Source organism: Limosilactobacillus agrestimuris (genome assembly GCF_943193105.1).
GTDB classification, from domain to species: Bacteria; Bacillota; Bacilli; order Lactobacillales; family Lactobacillaceae; genus Limosilactobacillus; species Limosilactobacillus agrestimuris.
In genome coordinates this window covers 34,370-55,774 of record NZ_CALPCW010000007.1, presented here as the reverse complement: position 1 = coordinate 55,774, position 21,405 = coordinate 34,370, and the positions used below count along the sequence as shown (strand labels likewise).

Here is a 21,405-nt window from a genome sequence, read left to right as displayed (position 1 = left end):
GGTGAGATGTGTGGCTAAAAGTATTTTAGAGATTAAGCAAGAACTCGAAGGGCGTGTTGGTCAACGAGTTTTGGTAACTGCTCAAGCAGGCCGTAAACGGGTTGCTAAGCACCGCGGAGTACTTAGTAAGACGTATCCAGCAATCTTTGTTGTTCATGTTAATGAAGGACAAGGAGAGATTAATCGGATCACTTACAGTTATACTGATCTCTTAACACAAAATATCTCGATCGATTTCGAAGATGAAGAAGCACAAGCGTAATATAGTAAGAGGATTATGAAAAACATGAATGCTTTTTCATAATCCTTTTTATTTTTAGAAGACATTCTACATAACTTCTTTACTAAGGTCTCCTCTGCTATAATCAAGATAACTATTTGATTAAACTGGGAGGTGTTTTGGATGCTGATCACTGAAAAAGCGCCAGCAAAGCTTAATTTAAGCTTGGATTCACCAATGCGGTACCTTGATGGGATGCCCAAGTGGGATATGGTAATGGTTTCGGTTGATTTGGCAGACTACGTTTCAATCGAAATCTCCGATCAACCAGGAAATATAAAGGTTTATACAGACAGTAGCTTTCTTCCAAATGATCAACGAAACCTCGCGTTTCAAGCAGCTAATATTTTACGAAATCGATTTCACAGGCGAGAAGCATTAACGATCAATATTAAGAAAAAGATTCCGGTTGCGGCTGGGTTAGGTGGTGGCTCATCGGACGCCGCCGCAGTATTAAGGATCCTTAATTCAGCATGGAAACTTGGCCTTTCGCGAGAAGAATTGGCGCGTTTATCATTATCGATTGATTCAGACGTTCCATATTGTGTTTATGGGAAGTTGGCACACGTGACTGAACATGGCGAAAAGATCGAATTATTGCCCCCGCAAGCCCATTACTGGGTGGTTATTGCTAAGCAGCAAATAAGTGTGTCGACACCGCAGATGCTTCGGCAAATTGACTATACACAGATTAATCACTTGGAGAACGAAAAGTTAATCCAAAATCTACAAAATGGTGATTGGCAGGAGGCAACTAAGTATATGGGCAATGTATTAGAACCTCTAACAATGCGTTATTATCCAGAAATTAAACGGTTAAAGGATAAGATGTTGTCGTTGGGAGCGGATGTTGCCCAGATGAGTGGGACGGGTCCTTCGGTTTTTGCAATTTGCCATACAGAATCACGAGCACGGCGAGTTCAAAATGGAATCCGTGGCTTTTGCAGAAACGTCAATATCGTTACTCTTTTATAATTTCACTGACTGGACTTTCCTAATGCTGAAGAAAAGTCCAGTTATTTTGATAAATATTAAGTAAAAGCCGAACATTTATGTTAAAATCAAAGGCGATTAATACTTTTGGAGGATTAGATATGAAGGTTAGACGTAGTAACCGCCTTGTCGATATGACAAGATATTTAATGGAACACCCTCGTTCCCTTGTTTCCCTCAAATTCTTTGGGGAACGGTACGATTCTGCTAAGTCTTCAATTAGTGAAGACCTTAGTATTATTCGTCATACTTTCCATTCATGGGGAATGGGGCGGTTGGAAACAATTCCTGGTGCAAGCGGTGGTGCCGTATTAACACCGTTTTATTCAAAGGAAAATGCGGAAAAGGCCATTGCTGATCTTGTTGATGCGGTAAGTGATGATACTCGACTATTGCCTGGGGATTATGTTTACCTTTCAGATTTGATTGGTCGGCCTGATATCTTACGTCGTGTTGGTCGGTTAATTGCTACCCAATACGTTGACAAAGATGTCGATGTGATTATGACAGTAGAAACTAAGGGAATTCCGATTGCCCAAAGTGCCGCGATGTATCTGAATAAGCCATTTGTAATTGTGCGGAATAGTTCTCACATTACAGAAGGGCCAACAGTTAGTGTTAATTATGTTTCGGGTTCTGTAAAACGAATCAAGAAGATGGAATTATCACGGCGGACCCTTTCAGCTGGAGCAAACGTGGTCGTGGTTGATGACTTTATGAAGGGTGGCGGAACCCTTAACGGGATGAAGTCATTGATTAAGGAATTTGACGCGAACTTGGTTGGAATGACTGTTTTAGCTGAGGGAGAAGTTTCCGGTAAGCGACTGGTTGATAACTGCACTTCACTGATTAAGGTAAATGCGGTGGACGATGAGAAGAAAACAATCCAGGCTGGACCAGGAAGCTTTATTAAAGATGTTTTTGAGAAGGAGTAAGGTAGCAAAATGAAGCGGAATGCAATTATTTTAGCAGCCGGTAAGGGAACCCGGATGCGGTCAAAGTTATACAAGGTTTTACACAAGGTATGTGGCAAGACAATGGTAGAGCATGTGGTTGGTCAACTCGAAAAAGCTGACATTGACAATATTGTGACTATCGTTGGCTTTGGCGTTGAAAAGGTTGAGGAAGTTATCGGTAACCGGACTAAGTTTGCTTTGCAGAACCAACAATTGGGGACGGGGCATGCAGTTATGCAGGCTAAAGATCTTTTAGGAGATGAAGATGGTGAGACCGTTGTAGTTAGTGGTGATACACCATTATTTACCGCTGATACTTTTAAGAAGTTATTTGAATACCATGAGCAACGTCATGCTGCTGCAACGATTTTGACTTCTGTCGCCCCTGATCCAACAGGTTATGGCCGGATTGTTCGGAATGAAGTTGGGATTGTTGAGCGGATTGTTGAACAAAAGGATGCCACTCCTGAGGAACAAGCAATTCATGAAATTAATACCGGTGTTTATTGCTTTGATAATAAGAAGCTTTTTGCTGCATTAAAGAAAGTCAATAATGATAATGCACAGGGTGAATACTATCTTACTGATGTAATTGAGATCTTGAAGAAGGAACAAGAAATCGTTACCGCTTATAAGATGGCCGACTTTGATGAATCAATGGGGGTTAACGATCGCGTTGCCTTAGCCCGTGCTAATAAGATCATGCGTAAGCGGATTAATACCGAGTTAATGAAATCTGGTGTTACAATGATTGATCCAGAAACGACATACATTGATGATGGCGTTAAGATTGGTCAAGATACTGTTATTGAGGGTGGCGTTGTGATCAAGGGGAACACCACGATCGGTAGTGACTGTTACATTAGTGCTCATTCACGAATTGAAGATTCAACAATTCATGATGGGGTAACAATCACTTCATCTACGCTTCAAGAAGCCGAAATGCATGACGGTAGTGATATTGGCCCTAATAGTCACCTTCGTCCAGCTGCAGAAATTGGCAAAAACGTTCATATTGGTAATTTCTGTGAAGTTAAGAAGGCCTTTATTGGCGAAGGAACTAAGGTTGGTCACTTAACTTACATTGGTAATGCCACCCTTGGTAAGGACATTAACGTTGGTTGTGGGGTTGTCTTTGTTAATTATGACGGTAAGAACAAGCACCACACAAACGTTGGTGATCACGCCTTCATCGGCAGTAATAGTAACTTGGTTGCCCCAGTTAACCTTGCTGCAAATGCCTTTGTTGCAGCCGGCTCAACAATTACGGATAACGTTGAAGAATATGACATGGCAATTGCGCGTGCACGTCAGGTTAACAAGGAGAATTACGCCAAGAAGTTGCCTTGGTAAGATTTCTGCTCTTGCTTTTTGTGCGGCAAATTTATATTATTGAAGTGTTGATATGATAATGTTTACCGCACACGTAATTATTATTAAATAAGGGGCTGGGGACATTATTATCCCAGCTTCTAGTTTTGAATTAATCCAGTGGAGGATGCAATGACTACTAATCATTATTTTGACCCTAAGTTGAAGATTTTTGCTTTGAATTCAAACCGGCCACTTGCTGAAAAGATCGCTAAACATGTTGGCGTTGACTTAGGTAAGTTGTCTGTTGACCGTTTCAGTGACGGTGAAATTCAAATTAACATTGAAGAAAGTGTCCGTGGTGATAATGTTTACGTTATCCAATCCACCTCTGCACCAGTCAATGATAATTTGATGGAGCTTTTGATCATGGTTGACGCTTTACGCCGTGCTAGTGCAAAGACCATCAATGTGGTAATTCCTTACTATGGTTATGCACGTCAAGACCGGAAAGCTCGCAGCCGTGAGCCAATTACTGCGAAGTTAGTGGCTAACATGCTACAAAATTCAGGTGTTGATCGGGTGATTGCCCTTGATCTTCACGCTGCCCAAATTCAAGGATTCTTTGATATTCCTGTTGATCACTTGATGGGTGCGCCTCTTTTGGCTGAATACTTCATTAATGAGGGAGTTGCTCAGGATGCCGTAGTAATTTCACCTGACCATGGTGGTGTTACTCGTGCTCGTGCATTGGCTGAATTCTTGAAGTCACCAATTGCGATTATTGATAAGCGTCGTCCACGAGCAAATGTTGCTCAAATTATGAACATCATTGGTGATGTTAAGGGTAAGAAGTGTATCATGATTGATGACATGATTGATACAGCTGGAACTATTACCTTGGGTGCCCAAGCATTAATTGATGCTGGTGCAGAAGAAGTTTATGCTTCTTGTACTCATGCTGTTCTTTCTGGCCCAGCAATTGAGCGGTTAGATAAGTCACCAATTAAGGAAGTTGTTGTGACGGATTCAATTCAACTGCCAAAAGAAAAGCAAATTGATAAGATTAAGCAAGTATCAGTTGCACCACTAATTGGGGATGCAATTAAACGAATTAATGAAAATCGCCCAGTTAGTCCTTTGTTCAAGAAGGTTTTTAAGAGTGCTGAACTTTAATTAGTGATAAAACGTGATTACTATCTATTTTGGATAGTAATCACGTTTTTAAATTCTAACGATATTATTAAGAGCATGGCAGGAAAAGGCTGAGACGAAACGGTCATGGTATAATTAAGGGTGGGAAAAGGAGGAGTCATTATGACAGTAAATAAGTTCTTCAAGAATATTTCGGTAGGTGTAGCTGCGTTAACACTTGTCCTAACGTTAGCCGGATGTGGTAGTCAATCAACGACTAGTTCTCAGAAGAGCTCATCTACCAGCAGAAGTACTCAATCATCTGAAAATGATTCAACGAAGGCGGTTCGTTCAGCCAACCGTTCGATTCGGAACAATGATTTCCAAGAAGCATACGATAATTTAAATAGCACTAATAATCGCTCTAATGAAGCTGAAAATTTAAAGGGTGATCTCCAGAATTATTTAACTGCAAAGCGCGCCTATAATAATGGTGACTATCAAACTGCGTCTAACAGTTTGAAACCATTAAAGTCAACAAGTACTGCAATGCGCGATGCTTATGCAAGTCTTCAGTCAAAGATTAATAAAAAGCAAGCAACTAAGACATCAACATCTTCGTCAAGTCAACGGGTTGCTAACCAACAGGCATCTGATAAAACAAGTGACCGTGTTGTTGAAGCTTTTGCTAATAAGATGGGCTTTACTGGCGAAAAGGGTTACTCGATTATCCCAACATCTGCTAGCGGTAACATATATAAGTTAGAAGTTCGGCAGAATAATAGTGATAATACGGTTTCTAACATGGTTGGAATTTACCAATACAATAGTCAAACCGGTGCAGTTACAAAGTTACAATAGATTTAGACGGGTAAGGGAACAATTTAGAATTGGCCTTACCCGTTTTTTGGTAGGTGAGATCGATGTGTACAGTATTAACTCTGGATCAGAAGAATTTATTTGGAAGAACGATGGATTTCCCGTTTCGGACACCATGGGGGTTAACCTTTTTACCGGCTGGTTATCAATGGCAACCCGCAAATCAACAGGAAAAGATTAGTGATCGGTATGCAATTCTTGGCGGAATGCGTCTTGTCGGTAACCATTATTTAATTGGTGACGGGATTAATGAGCAGGGATTAGTATGTGCTGAGTTATTTTTTTCGGTTGCAGCAAGTTATGGTCAAGAAGAGCAAGGAAAGTTGAACCTCACCCCGCAGGACTTTATCCATTGGGCATTGGCAAGTCATGCAACGGCTCAAGAAGTAATTGATGACTTAGTGAATATTACCGTTGTTAAGAAAAAATGGTTTGATGATCAACAGTATCCATATCACTGGTTACTAATGGATTCAACCGGAACGTACGGGATTGAGCCTTTAGGTGGTCGCCTAGTTTGCTTTAAAAATGACGTTGGTGCATATACCAATACTCCAGCGTATATAACCCAACTTGAAAAATTAAATCGTTACCTTGGCAATGATTCGGGAGGAGTTTTCACGGCGCAATCAAAGAAAGATTTAACCAAAGAAAATCCCCCAATTAGTGGTCGAAATTCAAGCGATCGTTTTATTCTTGCGGCTCAAGCACGTTGGGGAAGGAAGATAACAACATCAAAGGAATTATCTGCTTTCCTTCGTTCAGTAACAGTTCCTAAAAATGAGCACCATCCACATAACTATACCCACTACCAAGCAATTATTAATCAAGAAAGTGGTGAATACCGTTTTCGTAATCAGCTGACTGGAAAGATTGCTACATACAATGTGAAAGAAAACGCGCAAGAAAAAGTAATTAGACGATTCTAAAATACAAATAATGGCTCCAAAGTACAAGGTTACGTACTCTGGAGCCATATTCAGTAATTAGTCAAATTAACGCAGAACATACTTTTCAACAGCCTTACCAACACCGTCATTATTATTAGTATCAGTAATAGCGTCAGCAACTGCTTTTGTTTCTGGAATAGCATTTCCCATGGCAACACCAATTCCGGCATATTCAATCATTGAGTTATCGTTTTGAGCATTTCCCAGTGCCATTACTTCATCTTGTTTGATCCCGAGTTCATCACTCAAGGCTTTGAGAGTACTTCCCTTACTTGCCCGGTGATTAACAATTTCTAAATAGAAGTCTTCACTGCGGATAACTGTAAATCGATCCCCAAACTTTTTAGTAAATTTATCTTGGATTTGATCTAATTTCTCCTTATCACCAAGCATCATTCCTTTGGCGAGGACATATTGATCCTGCATATGTGCTAGTTCATCAAGTGACCGAACACGGACTGGCATACTTACTAAATCAGACTCGTGAATTGTCCACGGACTGAGATCCCGATTTGTTGTATAGATGTAGTCTCGAGATTCAAATTGTGATTTGACGTCATTCTTTATACAAAATGCTTGCCAGTCGATATAGTCATCGAAAGATAACGTGTAGTTAACCATGACCTTTTCGTTAGTGGATTGGGCAAGGGCACCATTGAAACTAATGACGTATTCGTCATCCTGGTGGTTTAAGCCGAGCTCTGTCAGGTAGGCGTCAACACCAGTCATTGGGCGGCCAGTACAAAGAACAATTTTAACCCCTTGTTGTCTTGCGGCTTCAAGGGCCTCTTTAGTTTTTGCTGTGATTTGACGTTGATCATTAATTAATGTTGCATCAATATCGATTGCTACTAGTTTAATTGCCATTATTTGTGCTCCTTTGGATTAATAATATGGTTGTTTTGAATGTAACTTTGAAATTCTTCGTAAATTGGTTCAAAGATTTCAATATCCTGGTGTTCATTAAGCATCTCTTTAGGAAAGAAGAACCGTTGATCCCCGGCTTCTTTACCCGAAACGCTAGCCACAAGCGTACTAACTTGGGATAGCTCAACCAAATTCCCGTTGGGTTGGATTAGTTCAATTTGTGTTTGCGGGTTTGAATTTTGCGGGTTATAGGTATCATAAGGAAGCTTAAAGCTATCGTTGACAGCGGTATAATAGTCACTATTAAAACCGGCAGTCTGGATTAACTTCCGCAATTTTGGTAAGAGTGACTTTGATTTTTCATCATATAGTGCGGACTTGAGTGGCCGACGATTGAGAAACCTTCTGGCAAGATCGTTTAAAATATCATCTCGTGAATGAGTCCAGTGATTAAAGTACGTCGTTAAAACACCATCATCAAGTACCAGGTAGTCATCCAGGTTAAAGTGGTTATTGAAAAATGGCATTAACATGTAGGGGGTAAATTCTGGTTCGAACTCACTTGGATGTTGGTAAATATAATCAGCCCGTTTTAAGAGGTGATCGAGGATCACTTCCATTGATCTTGAAACGGGGTGGAAGTAGATTTGCAGGTACATTTGCAACCGACTAATGATATAGTCTTCAACAGCATGCATCCCGGAAATGTCAAAAGCAATCCCACTTTTAATTGGCCGCATCATTAACAGTACCCGGTCTAAGTCAAATTTTCCGTAGTTGGTTCCAGTATAGTAAGAATCCCGCTGGAGGTAGTCCATCCGGTCAGCATCAACTTGGCTCGAGATCATCTGGACAACTTGAGGATTATGGTAGGTATGATCAATTACACTAGCAACCTCTTCAGGAAAGGTTGGTGAAACCCTACTAAGGATATGGTTTACATTAGTTGATGGATTAGTAATAATTTCCCGGGTAATTGCTTCGTGATTGGTATGGAAAATATGTTCAAACGTGTGGGAATATGGCCCGTGACCAACATCATGTAAAAGAGCAGCGCAAAGAGCAACTGGGCGCTCGCGATCATCCCAAAGGCCATCACCAGGTTCTTTGGTCGGATAATTTCTTTGGAATCGATTGCACATTCGACGGGTGATCTCATAAACGCCTAGACAATGACCAAAGCGGGAATGCTCAGCACCATGAAAGGTTAAGGACGAGGTTCCTAACTGCTTAATTCGGCGTAATCGTTGAAATTCAGGGGTATTAATTAAATCAAGTAGGATCTGGTTATCAACGATAATTTGTCCATGAATCGGATCGCGGAAGACCTTTTCTTTAGCTAATTGTTCATCCTGAAAGGACATTTACTTACTCCTCTCTTTGAAGGCGTTCTTGAAGACGGTTGATTGTTGTAGATTCTTGTTCAAGATATTGGATAAAGTTATCTGACCATATTACTTGTTGTAATTGTTGATTGCCACGATCATGAAAGACGTTTAGTAAACGTTGTTTGGCATCGTTAAGACTTAAGGACTTTCCAAGCAACTCTTCAATGGTGGTCATTGCGGTCGGCCAGATATCAGGGAAATGCCACTTATTTTCTTCTTCCTGAAGTCCTTTAGCATAGAAGTCCCTGATTACTTCACCCCGTAACATTTGTGGACCGTTGACGCTCAAGTAAAGCATGACAACTACACCTGACTTGTTCCGACGTTGAGACATTCCGCCAATCTTTTGACCATTGACACTTAAATCAAAGGTTCCTGGGCAATATGAATGAGTAATTTCACCAGTTTCAACCGTAATTTCTGGAAAAGCTGCACTGACTACATCAGTCATTACTTGATAGGCTTCATCAATTTTGAGCTCGCCACCAATAACGTGCCAAGGAAGAAAGATTGAAAAGTTAAGGACCCCGGAATCGCTCGCAACGGCGAGGCCACCTGAGTTACGGATAAAGTAGTGGAGTCCTTTAGCCGAAAGATAATTTAATGCGGTTGTGAGGTGGGGGAGGCGTTGATCCTTTAGCCCTAAAATAATCGTATCTTCTAGAGTCCAAAAATGAAGAACAGGAGATAACAGTTGCTCACTTGCCTGTAGCAAGGCATTTGTATACGTAAATGAACTCAGATTATTCTCTGGCTTTAATGGTTGGTAAAAGGTTTCAACATGTTGATTTGCAATATTAATCATAACTAATTCTTCTTTTCTATAAATACTGGCATTATTTAACATTTTCATTATACTAAACTAGGCAGAATAATAACATTCGGAGACGAAAAACAGTTATAATCAGGACAAGAAACTATAAGGAGGTCCTAAATATCAAACGTTCAGTACCAGTTCATGTTCAGTTAACGACCACGATGGAGCAGGATGGTCAACGGGATCAATATCGGTTTGATGAAGAAGGGCAATTCGTTGAATTAAACGGGAAATATTATCTCCGTTATCAAGAACACCAAGATGGAACCGTTACCCCTGTTCAATTCCGTTTAGATACGGACCAACTTCACCTAAGACGAAGCGGGGTTCGTGAAACTGATTTTGAATTTCAATTAGCCGAGCCAACCAAAACTCGTTACCGGACAGAATACGGAATTATTGGAATGATGGTCACAACAAACCGTCTAGAGGTAGAATTTGATCCCCAAAATGTTAATGGATCAATTGATTTGGAATATCAGCTAACTGCAAACGATCAATTAATCGGAACTTACCAAGTTCAATTGCAATTTGCTGTTTAGCATTGTATACTGTAATTTAGACTTTTGAAGGGATGTGCACCAATTTGGATTTAAAGATTTTTGACGGCCAAGACAAATCAGAACTTTCAATGATCGAAGTTGCCCACGCTATTCTCGCACACCACGGCGAGGCAATGGCATTTGTTGATTTAACTAACGAAGTTCAACAATACCTTGGTAAGAGTGATGAAGAGATTCGTGAACGACTTTCACAGTTTTACACTGATTTGAACATCGACGGCAGTTTTATCTCCCTCGGTGATAACACTTGGGGTCTACGTGCATGGTACCCATATGAATCAATCGACGAAGCAACCGTTGGTGAAAACGAAGACGAAGAAGAGGACGATCGTCCAAAGAAGAAGCGTCGTAAGGTTAATGCCTTCTTAGCTGATTCAAATTCTGATGATGACGTGATCGATTACGATAATGATGACCCTGAAGATGAGGATCTTGACGATCAAGATGATGACGACAACACAGATTATGATGATGACGACGATGACGATGATGATTACAGTGATGACGGTCTTGATGACGGCATCGAAGGTCAATTATCTGAACTACATGACGATGACGATGATGAAGAATAATTTTTAATATTTTGTTCTTGACTATCTAGTGGCGAGCCTGTATTATCTTTCTTGGGCGCCTGTGAAATGCAGGTAATCGTTCGTTAAAATGTTGGCTCCCTGTTTCAATGGAAATAGGGAGTCTTTTCTGTTTATTAACCCCATTAAAAAACAAAAAGGAGAAAATTACGCGATGACTAAGTACATTTTTGTAACCGGTGGAGTTGTATCATCACTAGGTAAGGGGATTGTTGCTGCTTCCCTTGGCCGCCTATTAAAGAACCGTGGCTTAAAGGTTGCCATTCAAAAATTCGACCCTTATATTAACGTTGATCCAGGAACTATGAGTCCATATCAACACGGGGAAGTTTTTGTTACTGATGATGGTACTGAAACTGATTTGGATTTAGGTCATTATGAACGTTTTATTGATAACGACTTAAACAAGTACTCAAACGTTACTACTGGTAAGATTTATTCTGAAGTATTGCGCAAGGAACGGCGGGGTGATTACTTAGGACGGACCGTACAAGTTATCCCTCACATTACTAACGCTATTAAGGACAAGATTAAGCGTGCCGGTGAAAGTACTGATGCCGAAGTTGTTATCACTGAAATTGGTGGGACAGTTGGGGATATTGAATCTCAACCATTTATGGAAGCAATTCGTCAAATGAAAGAAGAAGTTGGCGATGATAATGTCTTATACATCCACACAACATTAGTTCCATACCTCCGTGCAGCTGGTGAAATGAAGACTAAGCCAACGCAGCACAGTGTTCGTGAATTACGTGGTTTGGGTATCCAGCCTAACATTCTAGTTGTCCGGACTGAAAAGCCAATCACTGATGAAATGCGGACTAAGATTGCATTGTTCTGTGATGTTGATCCAAAGGCTGTTATTGAATCAATGGATGTTAATACCCTTTACGAGATTCCGTTGAACTTACAAAAGCAAGGGATGGATCAATTAGTAGTTGATCACTTTGATCTTGATTGCCCAGTTGCTGATATGCGTGAATGGACTAACATGGTTAACCACATTGAGAATGATCTGAAGAAGACCGTTAAGATTGCCATGGTTGGTAAGTACACTGACTTACAAGATGCTTACATTTCAGTTAACGAGGCTCTTCGTCATGCGGGATACCCAGTTGATGCTAAGGTTGATATCGATCACTTCAATGCTGAAAACATCAACGAAGATAATGTGGTTGATACTCTTAAGGATTATGATGGGATCCTTGTTCCTGGTGGTTTCGGAAGCCGGGGAATCGAAGGAATGATTACCGCAATTAAGTATGCTCGTGAAAATGATGTTCCTTACTTGGGAATTTGCCTTGGGATGCAAACAGCATGTATCGAATACGCACGGGATGTTCTTGGATACAAGGATGCTAATTCAACTGAATTTGATCCAAACACTAAGCACAACATCATTGACTTGATGTCAGACCAAGAAGATGTTGAAGATATGGGTGGAACACAACGTTTAGGTGCTTACCCATGTAAGTTAAAGCCAGGAACAGTTGCAGCAGCTGCTTACGATAATCAAAAGATGATCAGTCAACGTCACCGTCACCGTTACGAATTCAATAATGATTATCGTCAAGAAATGGAAGGCAATGGTTTAGTTGTTTCCGGTGTTAACCCAGACCGAAACTTAGTTGAAGTGGTTGAACTACCAGATAAGAAGTTCTTTGTTGGTGCTCAATACCACCCAGAATTTAAGTCACGTCCAAACCACCCAGAAGGATTATTCAAGGCCTTTGTTAAGGCAGCTGTTGAAAACCAAAATAATTAATTTTAAGTGCTCTCAAGGTAGGTGAGAATTCCCATTTATCTTGGGAGCTTTTTTATAAAAATAGCCATTCAAAATTATTTAAGATTGCCTACAAAAGGTTGTAATTTGTTAAATTTTTAATTATCATTATTATTGACTGTTTTGATTGAGAAACTGTCAGTATTTAGTTAAAATTAAATTAAAAATATTATAAAATTATAGAAGTTTTAAGTGAGGAAACACGGACATGAAAAGAATGATCATTCAAGGAGGAAACCGACTCTCGGGTGAAGTTACGATCGGTGGTGCCAAGAACAGTACGGTTGCTTTGATCCCAGCAGCAATTCTAGCTGATACTCCAGTTGAATTTGATACTGTTCCAGATATCTTGGATGTTCACAACTTAATGATCATTTTGGAATCGATGAATGTTAAATCATCATTTACTCACGGATTTTTGGAAATCGATCCGACTCAGATCATTGAAGCTGAACTTCCAAGCAAAGCAATTAAAAGTTTACGGGCTTCTTATTACTTTATGGGTGCCCTTTTAGGACGGTTCCATCGGGCGACTTTAACTTTTCCTGGTGGGGACAATATTGGACCACGGCCAATTGACCAACACTTGAAAGCCTTTAAGGCGTTAGGTGCTTCTGTTAGTGAAAATAATGGAACTGTTCATCTTGATGCACCAAACGGCCTTCACGGAACGCGGATTTTCTTAGATATGGTATCTGTTGGGGCAACGATTAATACAATCTTAGCTTCAGTTCGCGCTAAAGGAACAACTGTGATTGAAAATGCCGCGAAAGAGCCGGAAATTATCGATTTAGCAACATTTTTAAATAATATGGGTGCACAGATTCGTGGTGCCGGAACCGATACGATCCGGATTACTGGGGTTGATACGTTACAATCAATGAATACTCACACAATCATTGCAGACCGGATCGAATCCGGAACTTACCTGGCAATGGCAGCAGCTGTTGGTGATGGTGTGATGGTTCATAACGTGATTCCAGAACACTTGGAATCATTTACCAGTAAGATGATTGAAATGGGGGTTGACCTCCAAATCGATAGCGATAAGATTTATGTTCCTCGGGTTACACGTTTGAAGGCAATCCATGTTAAGACAATGCCATTCCCGGGATTCGCGACTGACTTACAACAACCACTTACTCCCTTAATGTCACTTGCTGAAGGAGATAGCACGATCGTTGATACGATCTACCCAAAGCGAGTTAAGCACATTCCAGAATTACAAAAGATGGGAATGAATATTGAAGCTCATGACGGGATGATTGTGGTTAAACATACTGGTCACCTCCATGGTGCTGAAGTAAGTGCCGGTGAGATTCGTGCGGGTGCTGCATTAACGATTGCTGGCCTGATGGCAGAAGGAAAAACAGTAATTAATAATGCTGGTAATATCCTTCGGGGCTATGACCGGATCGTTTGGAAGTTAAACCGCTTAGGAGCAAAAGTTTCTATTGAAGACGATAGCTCAGTAAAAATTTAATTAGTCTATTGCATCGATAATTAATTCATGTTATCCTGATAGGGTTGATTATCTATGTTTCAGGCAATGATTCATGGCAAAGGAGCGTAATAAATTATGAAACAAGGAATTCATCCAGATTATCATCCAGTAGTATTCCAAGATGCATCTACTGGTTACAAGTTTCTTTCAGGTTCTACTGTAACCTCAAGTGAAACTATTAAGTGGGAAGACGGTAACGAATACCCATTAGTACGGGTTGAAGTTACTTCTGATTCACACCCATTCTACACTGGTAAGCAAAAGTTTACTCAAGCAGATGGTGCTGTGGACAAGTTCAACAAGAAGTACGGTCTCAAGTAAGACTAACTTTACTTGTTCAAAAAAGACGTTGGGATTTCTCAACGTCTTTTTTTATTTAAATTATTATTTTAATCGGTGTAGACAACACTAAGGTATGTATAATGAAATTAGCTTTTCAAAAGGAATGATGATTTATGCTTCGACGTTTAATATGGGCAATAATGAAGCTGAACGGCTGCTCGTTTTTTCGGGTGGTTCGCCAGACGTTGTCAATGTTATTTCCCTTTGCGTTATTAGGATCATTTTCGCAGATGATCTACCGAACTTTTCTCAGTCAAAATGGCTTATTCTATAACATTGCTTATTTCGGTGATTGGGTTCCTGATTGGCTAATGACTGGATTACAGTCCGCCTTTATTGGAATCGATAAGATTATTTTTAACCTTTTCGGGATATTGGTCGCTTATGCAGCAGCTAAATATACCGCGAGGATTTACCATCGGGATTCTCAGCTTGCTGGGGTAACGGGAATTATAGTGATTCTGATTATTGCATTTGAGTATGGCCACGTTACGATCGATCGGGCAACCAATTTTAATTGGCGCCTTTTAGGGACGCAAAGTTTATTAATTGCCTTGATCGTTGGGTATGCGGTGGGACAGATATATCATTGGCTAGGAGTTGAGCGTAATTTTCAGAAGACTAACCAGATTATTAGTGTCCGTGAGCGTTCATTGTACGCGATGAAGCCATTGGTAATGTCTGTTATTTTGGCAATGATTTTTACATATATCCTTAACTTTGGTTGGTTAAGTAAGGTTCTGCGGAATGTCTATTCCCAAATGATTTCGGTTGGCCACAATAACCAGGGGATTTTACTAACAATTGCCGGAACAATGTTGATAACAACGTTTGATTGGCTCGGTTTAGGTTCCGTTGCCAATTCAGGAATGATTTTAAGTGGTGGACCATTTGCTAGTAACCTTAGTTATGCCCTTCGTCATGGTTCGGCATGGAATGTTCCTCACCCGTTTTTTGGTGGTTCCTTGTATAACTCCTTTGCTAATTTTGGTGGCAACGGATTGTTACTTGCTTTGACCGTCGCAATTATTATTTCTTCACGGAGTCAGGGACAACACCAGGTGGCCAGGTGGACATTAATTCCCACACTCTTTAATTCACAGTATGCCGCAATGATTGGTCTTCCGATTATTATGAATCCCCTTTACTTGTTCCCAATTTTATTATTACCGGTTGTGAATATTGCGATTGCTGCTGTGGCGATTGCGATCCATTTGATCCCGCCAACACCATATCCGGTTTTAATGGGGACACCGGGGCCATTAATTAGTTTCATCGCTAGTAATGGGAATTGGCTCGTACTGATCTTTACGTTAGCTTTATTCGTCTTAGATGTTTGGTGCTTCATTCCGTTTGTTAAAATTATTGATCACTTTGAACAGAAACTGTATTTAGACCCTTCGGAGGTGGATTATTATGCTCAAGATTGAGGAAAATCCACGCAAGAAAAGTCGTCGAATTCTAATTTCGTTAATTATTGTACTGATCTTAATCGCTTTGCCAACCTATATTTGGATGAAACACAGTAACAAATATTTAGCACTGCAGGAAAAGTCACGAATGTCACCGGTAATTATGGTTCCTGGTAGTTCTGCGACTAAGGAGCGTTTTAACCAGTTAATTCAAATCCTTAATAAGAATACCCAGAAAAAACATAGTGTTCTAAAGATGGAAGTATATAATAACGGAAAGATCAGTTATAACGGAACGATTGCACGAAACGATAACGAACCGTTTATTATTATTAGCTTTGAAAATAATAAAGATGGTCTTTCTAACATCAAAAAGCAAGCCTCAATGTTAAATGAGGCATTCGGTGAATTGACTAACCAATACTATTTCAACAATTTTAAGGCATTTGGTCATTCAAATGGTGGGTTAATTTGGACATACTGGTTAGAACATTATTATTCAGAGTATGACGACCAAATTAAGATTAAAAGTTTAATGACCTTGGGAACACCGTATAACTTTGCGGAAAAGTCAATTGAGACACCGACACAGATGTTTACGGAACTGAAAAAATACCGGAATAAACTTCCCAAGACACTGAACGTCTTCTCAATTGCCGGCACGGAAAATTATGATTCAGACGGCTTAGTTCCTGAGGAAAGTGTTCAAGCTGGTAAATATATCTTTCAAAAACGTGTTGCCCATTATACGACAATGACCGTAACTGGGGATGAGGCACAGCATTCTAGTCTTCCACAAAATAAACAAATTGTGAAAATTATTGAGGAATACCTCCTTGATGGTAAGAACCCTAATAACCCGGTTAATCGGCGGGAAACTAATCAGAATAATGATGATCGCTAAACTGTTCAAAAAAATTAAAACAGGTTATACTATTGCTAGCTTACTAAACGAAAGGAAATTTTAAAGGTGAAACAACAAAAGCAAAGAAAATCTCGCGGTTGGCTTCGCTGGACTGCGGTGGTCATTCTACTGTTAGTTGCGGTGGTCCTTATATTTAACCAACAGATTAAATACTACTTAACGGAAAGTTACCGACCACAAATTACTCGGCAAGCAATTCAAAAGAATCAAGCCAAGCAGAGTAGTGCTAACTATGACTATAGTGATGCGCAGGATCTGAGTCTCCAAACAGTTGCGAAGGCGCGGGCAAAGAAACAGCCGATTAATATTATTGGTGAGATTACTGTCCCTGCCATTGATCTAACGATTCCAATTGCTAACGGAGTCGACAACACAACGTTAGCTTTGGCGGCCGGAACAATGCGGCCGAACATGAAGATGGGGGAAGGTAACTATGCGTTAGCTGGTCATAACATGGCTAATGGTAGTAAGGTTCTCTTCTCACCACTTTACTCCAAGTCTAAGATTGGTCAAAGGGTCTACATTACCGATTTAAAGAACGTTTATGAATATAAGATTTATGAACGAAAAATTATTGATCCATCAGAAGTTGAAGTTGTTAACAATACCAAGAACAAGATTATTACCTTGATTACGTGTGATGAAACTGGTGCTCACCGGTTAATGGTCCGGGGGAGTTATGTTAAGAAGATGCCATTTAATAAGGCTCCACAACAAGTCCAACATAACTTCAGCAGTAAGTACACAACTGGAAGAAATTCATAAAAAATAAGAGGGCTCCAAAGATCGGTAAATCCGAACTCTGGAGCCCTCCCTGCATTTATTAGGAATTAAGGTAAATTACTTTTCTACCTTCTTAGCTTCATCCATTGCCTTCATTAAGGAAGGATTCTTTGAATGACAATCCTTGATCATTTGGTAATCTTCTTCACTTAATTCTACAACATACTTTGCCATATTGAGAGCCTCACTTTCCATTAATCGTAACTATACTATACCACAAGAAATTAGCGAAATTTGGTGAAAATTTACTTAGCTTGAACTTCATTACTTAGTTTAGTTAACCAGTAGGGAAGGGCTTCAGCAAGAATTTGATATGTATCTTCAAAACGGTGAGTATACCAAGGATCAGGAATAATAGTTCCAGCTTTACCCGGGACAATATCATATGCTTGGTAGATTTTATGGCGATCATTTACTGGTGCCATCCGTAAGAGATTCCGCTTATTCATGTCATCCATACAAATGATATAGTCTGCAGAATCAAAGTCAGTCTTAGTGATTGGCCGTGAAATAAGGCCGCTTGGATCTAGGTGATGGTGGCGCATTGCTTTTTGTGCACCAGGATGTGGTGGGTTACCTTCTTCTTCATTACTAGTTGCTGCAGAGTCAATTTCAATCTGGTTACTTAAATTCTTTTCATCAACCATTTGGCGAAACATTGCCTCTGCCATTGGGGAACGACAAATGTTACCGAGACAAACAAAGAGAATCTTCATTTTGACCACCTCATTGAGAACTTTTCTCTATCATACCGAATTTGCTAATATTTTGCTAAATTAGTGACCTAGTTGTCGCTCAGTAACCATGGATTTGGTATTATAGTAGATACTGAGAAATTGTTTTGTTAAATAACAAGTTAAAAGAGGAGGAAGAGAATATGATAGCGACAATTGTTGTGATTGTAATTGTGATATTGCTAATCGCCCTGTACGCTGGCCTATATAATGACTTGGTTCAATTACGAACCCACGCTCAAGAATCTTGGAGTCAAATTGATGTTCAGCTTCAACGACGGAATGACTTAATTCCTAACTTGGTATCAACGGTTAAAGGTTACAGTAAATACGAAGCAAGTACTTTAGAAAAGGTTACTCAGCTCCGGAGTCAACTAGAAAATATTCCTGATAGTGACCGAGCGCAAAAAATGGCAGTTTCTAATGAATTAACGGGAACGTTACGGTCATTATTTGCAGTTGCGGAAAACTACCCTGATCTAAAGGCTAGTACCCAGTACCAATCATTGATGGAAGAACTAAGTAATACTGAAAATAAGATTGCTTATTCCCGTCAATTGTATAATTCAACTGTTGCTAACTTGGATGCCAAGATCCAATCATTCCCAAGCAACATTATTGCTAAGATTCACCACTTTAAGCAAATGGACTACCTTCAAGTACCTAAGGAAGCAAAGGCAGTTCCTAAGGTTTCATTTGATAATTAGGTGATTTAAAATGTTGTATCAACAAATCGCAAGTAATAAGCGGAAAACGGTCCTAGTATTGACCGGGTTCTTTATCCTTGTTGCTTTAATCGGTGCAGCAATCGGCTACCTTTTTGCCGGAACTGCTGTTGGTGGAATTATTATTGCGGGAGTTCTGGTGGCTATTTACATGTCAGTAATGATTAGCCAGTCGACTGAGGTAGTGATGAATATGAACAATGCACGTGAGATTCATTCTGCACAGGAAGCACCAGAACTATGGCATGTGGTTGAGGACATGGCGATGGTTGCCCAAGTACCAATGCCGCGAGTGTTCATTATTGATGATCCAAGTCCTAACGCCTTTGCAACTGGTAATGATCCGCAGCATTCAGCCGTTGCGGCAACAACTGGTCTTCTCCAAATTATGAACCGGGAAGAGCTGGAAGGAGTTATGGGACATGAAATGAGCCACGTCCGGAACTATGATATTCGTCTTCAGACAATTGCCTTAGCATTAGCCTCTGCAATTACAGCTTTGGTTAACTTTGCTGGTAACTTTTGGTGGTTTGGAGGGAGACGAAGCTCTAATGACGATGATAATGGTGCAGCTGGCGTTTTTGCCATAATTGGTTCAATCTTGCTGATTATCTTAGCGCCTTTAGCAGCTTCAATTGCCCAAATGGCATTGTCGCGTAATCGTGAGTACCTAGCCGATGCTGGTTCTGTAGAATTAACGCGGAATCCCCATGGCCTTATCAGTGCGTTAGAGAAATTGCAAAACGCCCAGCCGATGAAAGATGTGGCACCAAGTAGCTCCTCACTATACATTAGTGATCCTGAGCTTAACCGCCATCATAAACGGTTTGCCCACCTTTTTGATACCCACCCGCCGCTTGAGGACCGGATTAAGCGGCTAGAAGAGATGTAACTGTTAACTTAATATATTCAATTTAATAGTCACCAGGAGCTGATTCGTTTATCGAGATTCAGCACCTGGTGACTTTATTATCGTGCTGCTTTTTAATCTATTCGTGACGTGATATAATTAAAAAGCTAGACTTAGATATAGGAGATAGAGGGAGCTTTTCCATGAAAATGAAATTGGCCGAAATTGCGAAGGCAATCGGCGCAGAAAACAATATTGAACAATGGAAAGATGTTGAAATTACGAGTGTGGCTTTTGATAGTCGGCAACTCGATTCCGGAGCATTATTTATTCCACTTCAAGGGGCCCAAGACGGTCACCAATATGTTGAAAGTGCTTTTGCCAATGGCGCAGTTGCTACTCTATGGGCAGGTGATCATGATGTAACAGTAGCAGATGATCAACCAATTCTGGTTGTTGATGATCCGCTTGAATCGTTACAAGAACTAAGTAAGTACTACTTGCACAAGATTAATCCAATCGTTGTTGCGGTTACCGGAAGTAATGGTAAGACAACGACTAAGGATATGACAGCTTCAATCCTTAGTACCCAGTTAAACGTTACTAAAACCCACGCTAACTTTAATAATGAGATTGGGGTGCCAGTAACCCTATTAAATATGGAATCCAGCACTGAAGTTGTCGTTGTTGAAATGGGAATGGATCGTCCAGGACAACTTGATTTCCTGAGTAAGTTAGTTTCACCAGACTTTGCGGTCATTACAATGATTGGTGAGGCTCATATTGAATTCTTTGGGACGCGTGATAAGATTGCCGATGCTAAAATGGAAATCACTCACGGCTTGAAAGAAGACGGCACCTTTATTTTTAATGGTGATGAACCACTTCTTCAAGAGCGAGCAGCTGATGTTGAACAACACAAGATTACGTTTGGGCGTCAGTTAACTGATGATTTCTACGCAACTAGCGTTAAGCAACACGAAGCGTCAATTGATTTTAAGGTTAATGAGTGGCCAGACGAAGAATTCACGATTCCAATGGTTGGTGAATATAATGTTAATAACGCATTAGCAGCAATCGCTGTCGGTAAACAACTCCACATTACACCAGCTCACATTAAAAAGGCATTGAAGAATGTCGAATTAACCGAGAATCGTGCGGAATGGATTGAAGGTGCTCAGGGTGAGCATATTTTAAGTGATGTTTATAACTCAAATCCAACCGCCGCTAAGCAAGTTTTGAAGACAGTTGAAGAATTACCAACGAGCGGGAAGCGAATCGCTGTATTGGGTGATATGCTTGAATTAGGGGATGCTTCGGCACGGCTTCATGCTAGTTTGGCTGGAAACATTGATGCTGACAAGATTGAAGAGGTTTACCTTGTTGGTTCAGAAATGAAGAATCTTCAAAATGAACTGGAGAATGACGGTTATCCCGCTTCAGCAATTCATCATTATTCGACGGATGAACTAGATCAATTAGTTGCAGATTTACAGGCAACCATTAATGCTGAGGATCTCGTGTTATTGAAGGCTAGCCACGGGATCCATTTAGAAAAAGTTTTAGCAAAGTTAACAACAAAATAAATCGCAAGACCAGCCGACAGACAGAGCTTGTTT

22 protein-coding genes are annotated in these 21,405 nt (G+C 40.3%); 18 read left to right on the top strand and 4 right to left on the bottom strand.

Going from position 1 to position 21,405, the window contains the following annotated elements; translation table 11 throughout:
- Positions 1-10: 10 nt before the first annotated feature.
- The 7 genes from NFR46_RS05810 (at position 11) to NFR46_RS05780 (ending at position 6,482) form a co-directional block, all read left to right on the top strand.
- Positions 11-262 (top strand): Veg family protein, encoded by a 252-nt coding sequence (locus NFR46_RS05810; protein WP_251575508.1) that lies wholly within the window; start codon positions 11-13, stop codon positions 260-262.
- A gap of 141 nt (positions 263-403) precedes the next feature.
- Entirely contained in the window at positions 404-1,255 is an 852-nt protein-coding gene (gene ispE / locus NFR46_RS05805; protein WP_251575507.1) for a 4-(cytidine 5'-diphospho)-2-C-methyl-D-erythritol kinase, read from the top strand.
- Positions 1,256-1,374: 119 nt separating this feature from the next.
- Positions 1,375-2,208 (top strand): pur operon repressor, encoded by an 834-nt coding sequence (purR, locus tag NFR46_RS05800; protein WP_251575506.1) that lies wholly within the window; start codon positions 1,375-1,377, stop codon positions 2,206-2,208.
- Between the two features lie 9 nt (positions 2,209-2,217).
- The gene (gene glmU / locus NFR46_RS05795) at positions 2,218-3,582 is read left to right on the top strand and encodes a bifunctional UDP-N-acetylglucosamine diphosphorylase/glucosamine-1-phosphate N-acetyltransferase GlmU (RefSeq protein ID WP_251575505.1); all 1,365 of its coding nucleotides are present in this window, start codon (positions 2,218-2,220) and stop codon (positions 3,580-3,582) included.
- A 150-nt stretch (positions 3,583-3,732) separates the two neighbouring features.
- On the top strand, positions 3,733-4,716 hold the full coding sequence (locus NFR46_RS05790) for a ribose-phosphate diphosphokinase (RefSeq protein WP_251575504.1): 984 nt from the start codon (positions 3,733-3,735) through the stop codon (positions 4,714-4,716).
- Between the two features lie 141 nt (positions 4,717-4,857).
- On the top strand, positions 4,858-5,535 hold the full coding sequence (locus NFR46_RS05785) for a hypothetical protein (RefSeq protein WP_251575503.1): 678 nt from the start codon (positions 4,858-4,860) through the stop codon (positions 5,533-5,535).
- Positions 5,536-5,597: 62 nt separating this feature from the next.
- A complete protein-coding gene (locus tag NFR46_RS05780) occupies positions 5,598-6,482 on the top strand; it encodes a linear amide C-N hydrolase (protein ID WP_251575502.1) in 885 nt (294 codons plus the stop codon).
- Between the two features lie 66 nt (positions 6,483-6,548).
- On the opposite strand, the gene yidA is transcribed toward NFR46_RS05780, so the two are convergent.
- The 3 genes from yidA to NFR46_RS05765 are packed head-to-tail and all read right to left on the bottom strand — an operon-like array spanning position 6,549 to position 9,563.
- A complete protein-coding gene (gene yidA, locus NFR46_RS05775; RefSeq protein ID WP_251575501.1) occupies positions 6,549-7,370 on the bottom strand; it encodes a sugar-phosphatase in 822 nt (273 codons plus the stop codon).
- Entirely contained in the window at positions 7,370-8,734 is a 1,365-nt protein-coding gene (locus NFR46_RS05770) for an HD domain-containing protein (RefSeq protein ID WP_251575500.1), read from the bottom strand. Before NFR46_RS05770 ends, yidA begins: the two co-directional genes overlap by 1 nt.
- 4 nt (positions 8,735-8,738) lie before the next feature.
- Positions 8,739-9,563, bottom strand: coding sequence for a lipoate--protein ligase family protein (locus NFR46_RS05765; RefSeq protein WP_251575570.1), 825 nt, complete (start codon positions 9,561-9,563; stop codon positions 8,739-8,741).
- 74 nt (positions 9,564-9,637) lie between these two features.
- On the opposite strand from NFR46_RS05765, the gene NFR46_RS05760 reads away from it, so the two are divergent.
- The 8 genes from NFR46_RS05760 to NFR46_RS05725 all read left to right on the top strand — a co-directional run bounded on the left by NFR46_RS05760 (position 9,638) and on the right by NFR46_RS05725 (position 17,459).
- On the top strand, positions 9,638-10,117 hold the full coding sequence (locus tag NFR46_RS05760; protein WP_338146924.1) for a YwiB family protein: 480 nt from the start codon (positions 9,638-9,640) through the stop codon (positions 10,115-10,117).
- A gap of 44 nt (positions 10,118-10,161) precedes the next feature.
- Positions 10,162-10,710, top strand: coding sequence for a DNA-directed RNA polymerase subunit delta (rpoE, locus tag NFR46_RS05755; protein ID WP_251575498.1), 549 nt, complete (start codon positions 10,162-10,164; stop codon positions 10,708-10,710).
- A 172-nt stretch (positions 10,711-10,882) separates the two neighbouring features.
- Positions 10,883-12,493, top strand: a complete 1,611-nt coding sequence (locus NFR46_RS05750; RefSeq protein ID WP_251575497.1) for a CTP synthase — start codon at positions 10,883-10,885, stop codon at positions 12,491-12,493.
- Between the two features lie 226 nt (positions 12,494-12,719).
- The gene (locus NFR46_RS05745) at positions 12,720-13,994 is read left to right on the top strand and encodes a UDP-N-acetylglucosamine 1-carboxyvinyltransferase (protein WP_251575496.1); all 1,275 of its coding nucleotides are present in this window, start codon (positions 12,720-12,722) and stop codon (positions 13,992-13,994) included.
- A gap of 96 nt (positions 13,995-14,090) precedes the next feature.
- Positions 14,091-14,336, top strand: coding sequence for a type B 50S ribosomal protein L31 (locus tag NFR46_RS05740; protein WP_003717829.1), 246 nt, complete (start codon positions 14,091-14,093; stop codon positions 14,334-14,336).
- A gap of 191 nt (positions 14,337-14,527) precedes the next feature.
- On the top strand, positions 14,528-15,787 hold the full coding sequence (locus NFR46_RS05735) for a PTS transporter subunit EIIC (RefSeq protein WP_251575494.1): 1,260 nt from the start codon (positions 14,528-14,530) through the stop codon (positions 15,785-15,787).
- Complete coding sequence (locus tag NFR46_RS05730; RefSeq protein WP_251575493.1) at positions 15,774-16,673, top strand: alpha/beta hydrolase; 900 nt, start codon at positions 15,774-15,776, stop codon at positions 16,671-16,673. Before NFR46_RS05735 ends, NFR46_RS05730 begins: the two co-directional genes overlap by 14 nt.
- A 66-nt stretch (positions 16,674-16,739) precedes the next feature.
- Positions 16,740-17,459 carry a class A sortase gene (locus tag NFR46_RS05725; RefSeq protein ID WP_251575492.1) on the top strand — a complete coding sequence of 240 codons (720 nt, stop codon included), beginning with the start codon at positions 16,740-16,742 and terminating at the stop codon, positions 17,457-17,459.
- A 263-nt stretch (positions 17,460-17,722) separates the two neighbouring features.
- On the opposite strand, the gene NFR46_RS05720 is transcribed toward NFR46_RS05725, so the two are convergent.
- Positions 17,723-18,193, bottom strand: a complete 471-nt coding sequence (locus tag NFR46_RS05720; protein WP_251575491.1) for a low molecular weight protein-tyrosine-phosphatase — start codon at positions 18,191-18,193, stop codon at positions 17,723-17,725.
- A 164-nt stretch (positions 18,194-18,357) separates the two neighbouring features.
- On the opposite strand from NFR46_RS05720, the gene NFR46_RS05715 reads away from it, so the two are divergent.
- From NFR46_RS05715 to NFR46_RS05705, 3 genes are all read left to right on the top strand, one after another.
- The gene (locus NFR46_RS05715; protein ID WP_251575568.1) at positions 18,358-18,918 is read left to right on the top strand and encodes a LemA family protein; all 561 of its coding nucleotides are present in this window, start codon (positions 18,358-18,360) and stop codon (positions 18,916-18,918) included.
- Between the two features lie 10 nt (positions 18,919-18,928).
- On the top strand, positions 18,929-19,828 hold the full coding sequence (htpX, locus tag NFR46_RS05710) for a zinc metalloprotease HtpX (protein WP_251575490.1): 900 nt from the start codon (positions 18,929-18,931) through the stop codon (positions 19,826-19,828).
- Positions 19,829-19,989: 161 nt separating this feature from the next.
- Positions 19,990-21,372 carry a UDP-N-acetylmuramoyl-tripeptide--D-alanyl-D-alanine ligase gene (locus tag NFR46_RS05705; protein WP_251575489.1) on the top strand — a complete coding sequence of 461 codons (1,383 nt, stop codon included), beginning with the start codon at positions 19,990-19,992 and terminating at the stop codon, positions 21,370-21,372.
- Positions 21,373-21,405: the final 33 nt, after the last annotated feature.

Bases quoted from the DNA above. Each gene is read 5' to 3' on its own strand.
- NFR46_RS05745 (WP_251575496.1), top strand. From the start codon at position 12,720: ATGAAAAGAATGATCATTCAAGGAGGAAACCGACTCTCGGGTGAAGTT.
- NFR46_RS05730 (WP_251575493.1), top strand. From the start codon at position 15,774: ATGCTCAAGATTGAGGAAAATCCACGCAAGAAAAGTCGTCGAATTCTA.
- NFR46_RS05740 (WP_003717829.1), top strand. From the start codon at position 14,091: ATGAAACAAGGAATTCATCCAGATTATCATCCAGTAGTATTCCAAGAT.
- NFR46_RS05790 (WP_251575504.1), top strand. From the start codon at position 3,733: ATGACTACTAATCATTATTTTGACCCTAAGTTGAAGATTTTTGCTTTG.
- NFR46_RS05765 (WP_251575570.1), bottom strand. From the start codon at position 9,563: ATGATTAATATTGCAAATCAACATGTTGAAACCTTTTACCAACCATTA.
- NFR46_RS05770 (WP_251575500.1), bottom strand. From the start codon at position 8,734: ATGTCCTTTCAGGATGAACAATTAGCTAAAGAAAAGGTCTTCCGCGAT.
- purR (WP_251575506.1), top strand. From the start codon at position 1,375: ATGAAGGTTAGACGTAGTAACCGCCTTGTCGATATGACAAGATATTTA.
- htpX (WP_251575490.1), top strand. From the start codon at position 18,929: ATGTTGTATCAACAAATCGCAAGTAATAAGCGGAAAACGGTCCTAGTA.
- NFR46_RS05705 (WP_251575489.1), top strand. From the start codon at position 19,990: ATGAAAATGAAATTGGCCGAAATTGCGAAGGCAATCGGCGCAGAAAAC.
- NFR46_RS05750 (WP_251575497.1), top strand. From the start codon at position 10,883: ATGACTAAGTACATTTTTGTAACCGGTGGAGTTGTATCATCACTAGGT.
- yidA (WP_251575501.1), bottom strand. From the start codon at position 7,370: ATGGCAATTAAACTAGTAGCAATCGATATTGATGCAACATTAATTAAT.
- NFR46_RS05785 (WP_251575503.1), top strand. From the start codon at position 4,858: ATGACAGTAAATAAGTTCTTCAAGAATATTTCGGTAGGTGTAGCTGCG.
- ispE (WP_251575507.1), top strand. From the start codon at position 404: ATGCTGATCACTGAAAAAGCGCCAGCAAAGCTTAATTTAAGCTTGGAT.
- NFR46_RS05720 (WP_251575491.1), bottom strand. From the start codon at position 18,193: ATGAAGATTCTCTTTGTTTGTCTCGGTAACATTTGTCGTTCCCCAATG.
- glmU (WP_251575505.1), top strand. From the start codon at position 2,218: ATGAAGCGGAATGCAATTATTTTAGCAGCCGGTAAGGGAACCCGGATG.
- NFR46_RS05780 (WP_251575502.1), top strand. From the start codon at position 5,598: ATGTGTACAGTATTAACTCTGGATCAGAAGAATTTATTTGGAAGAACG.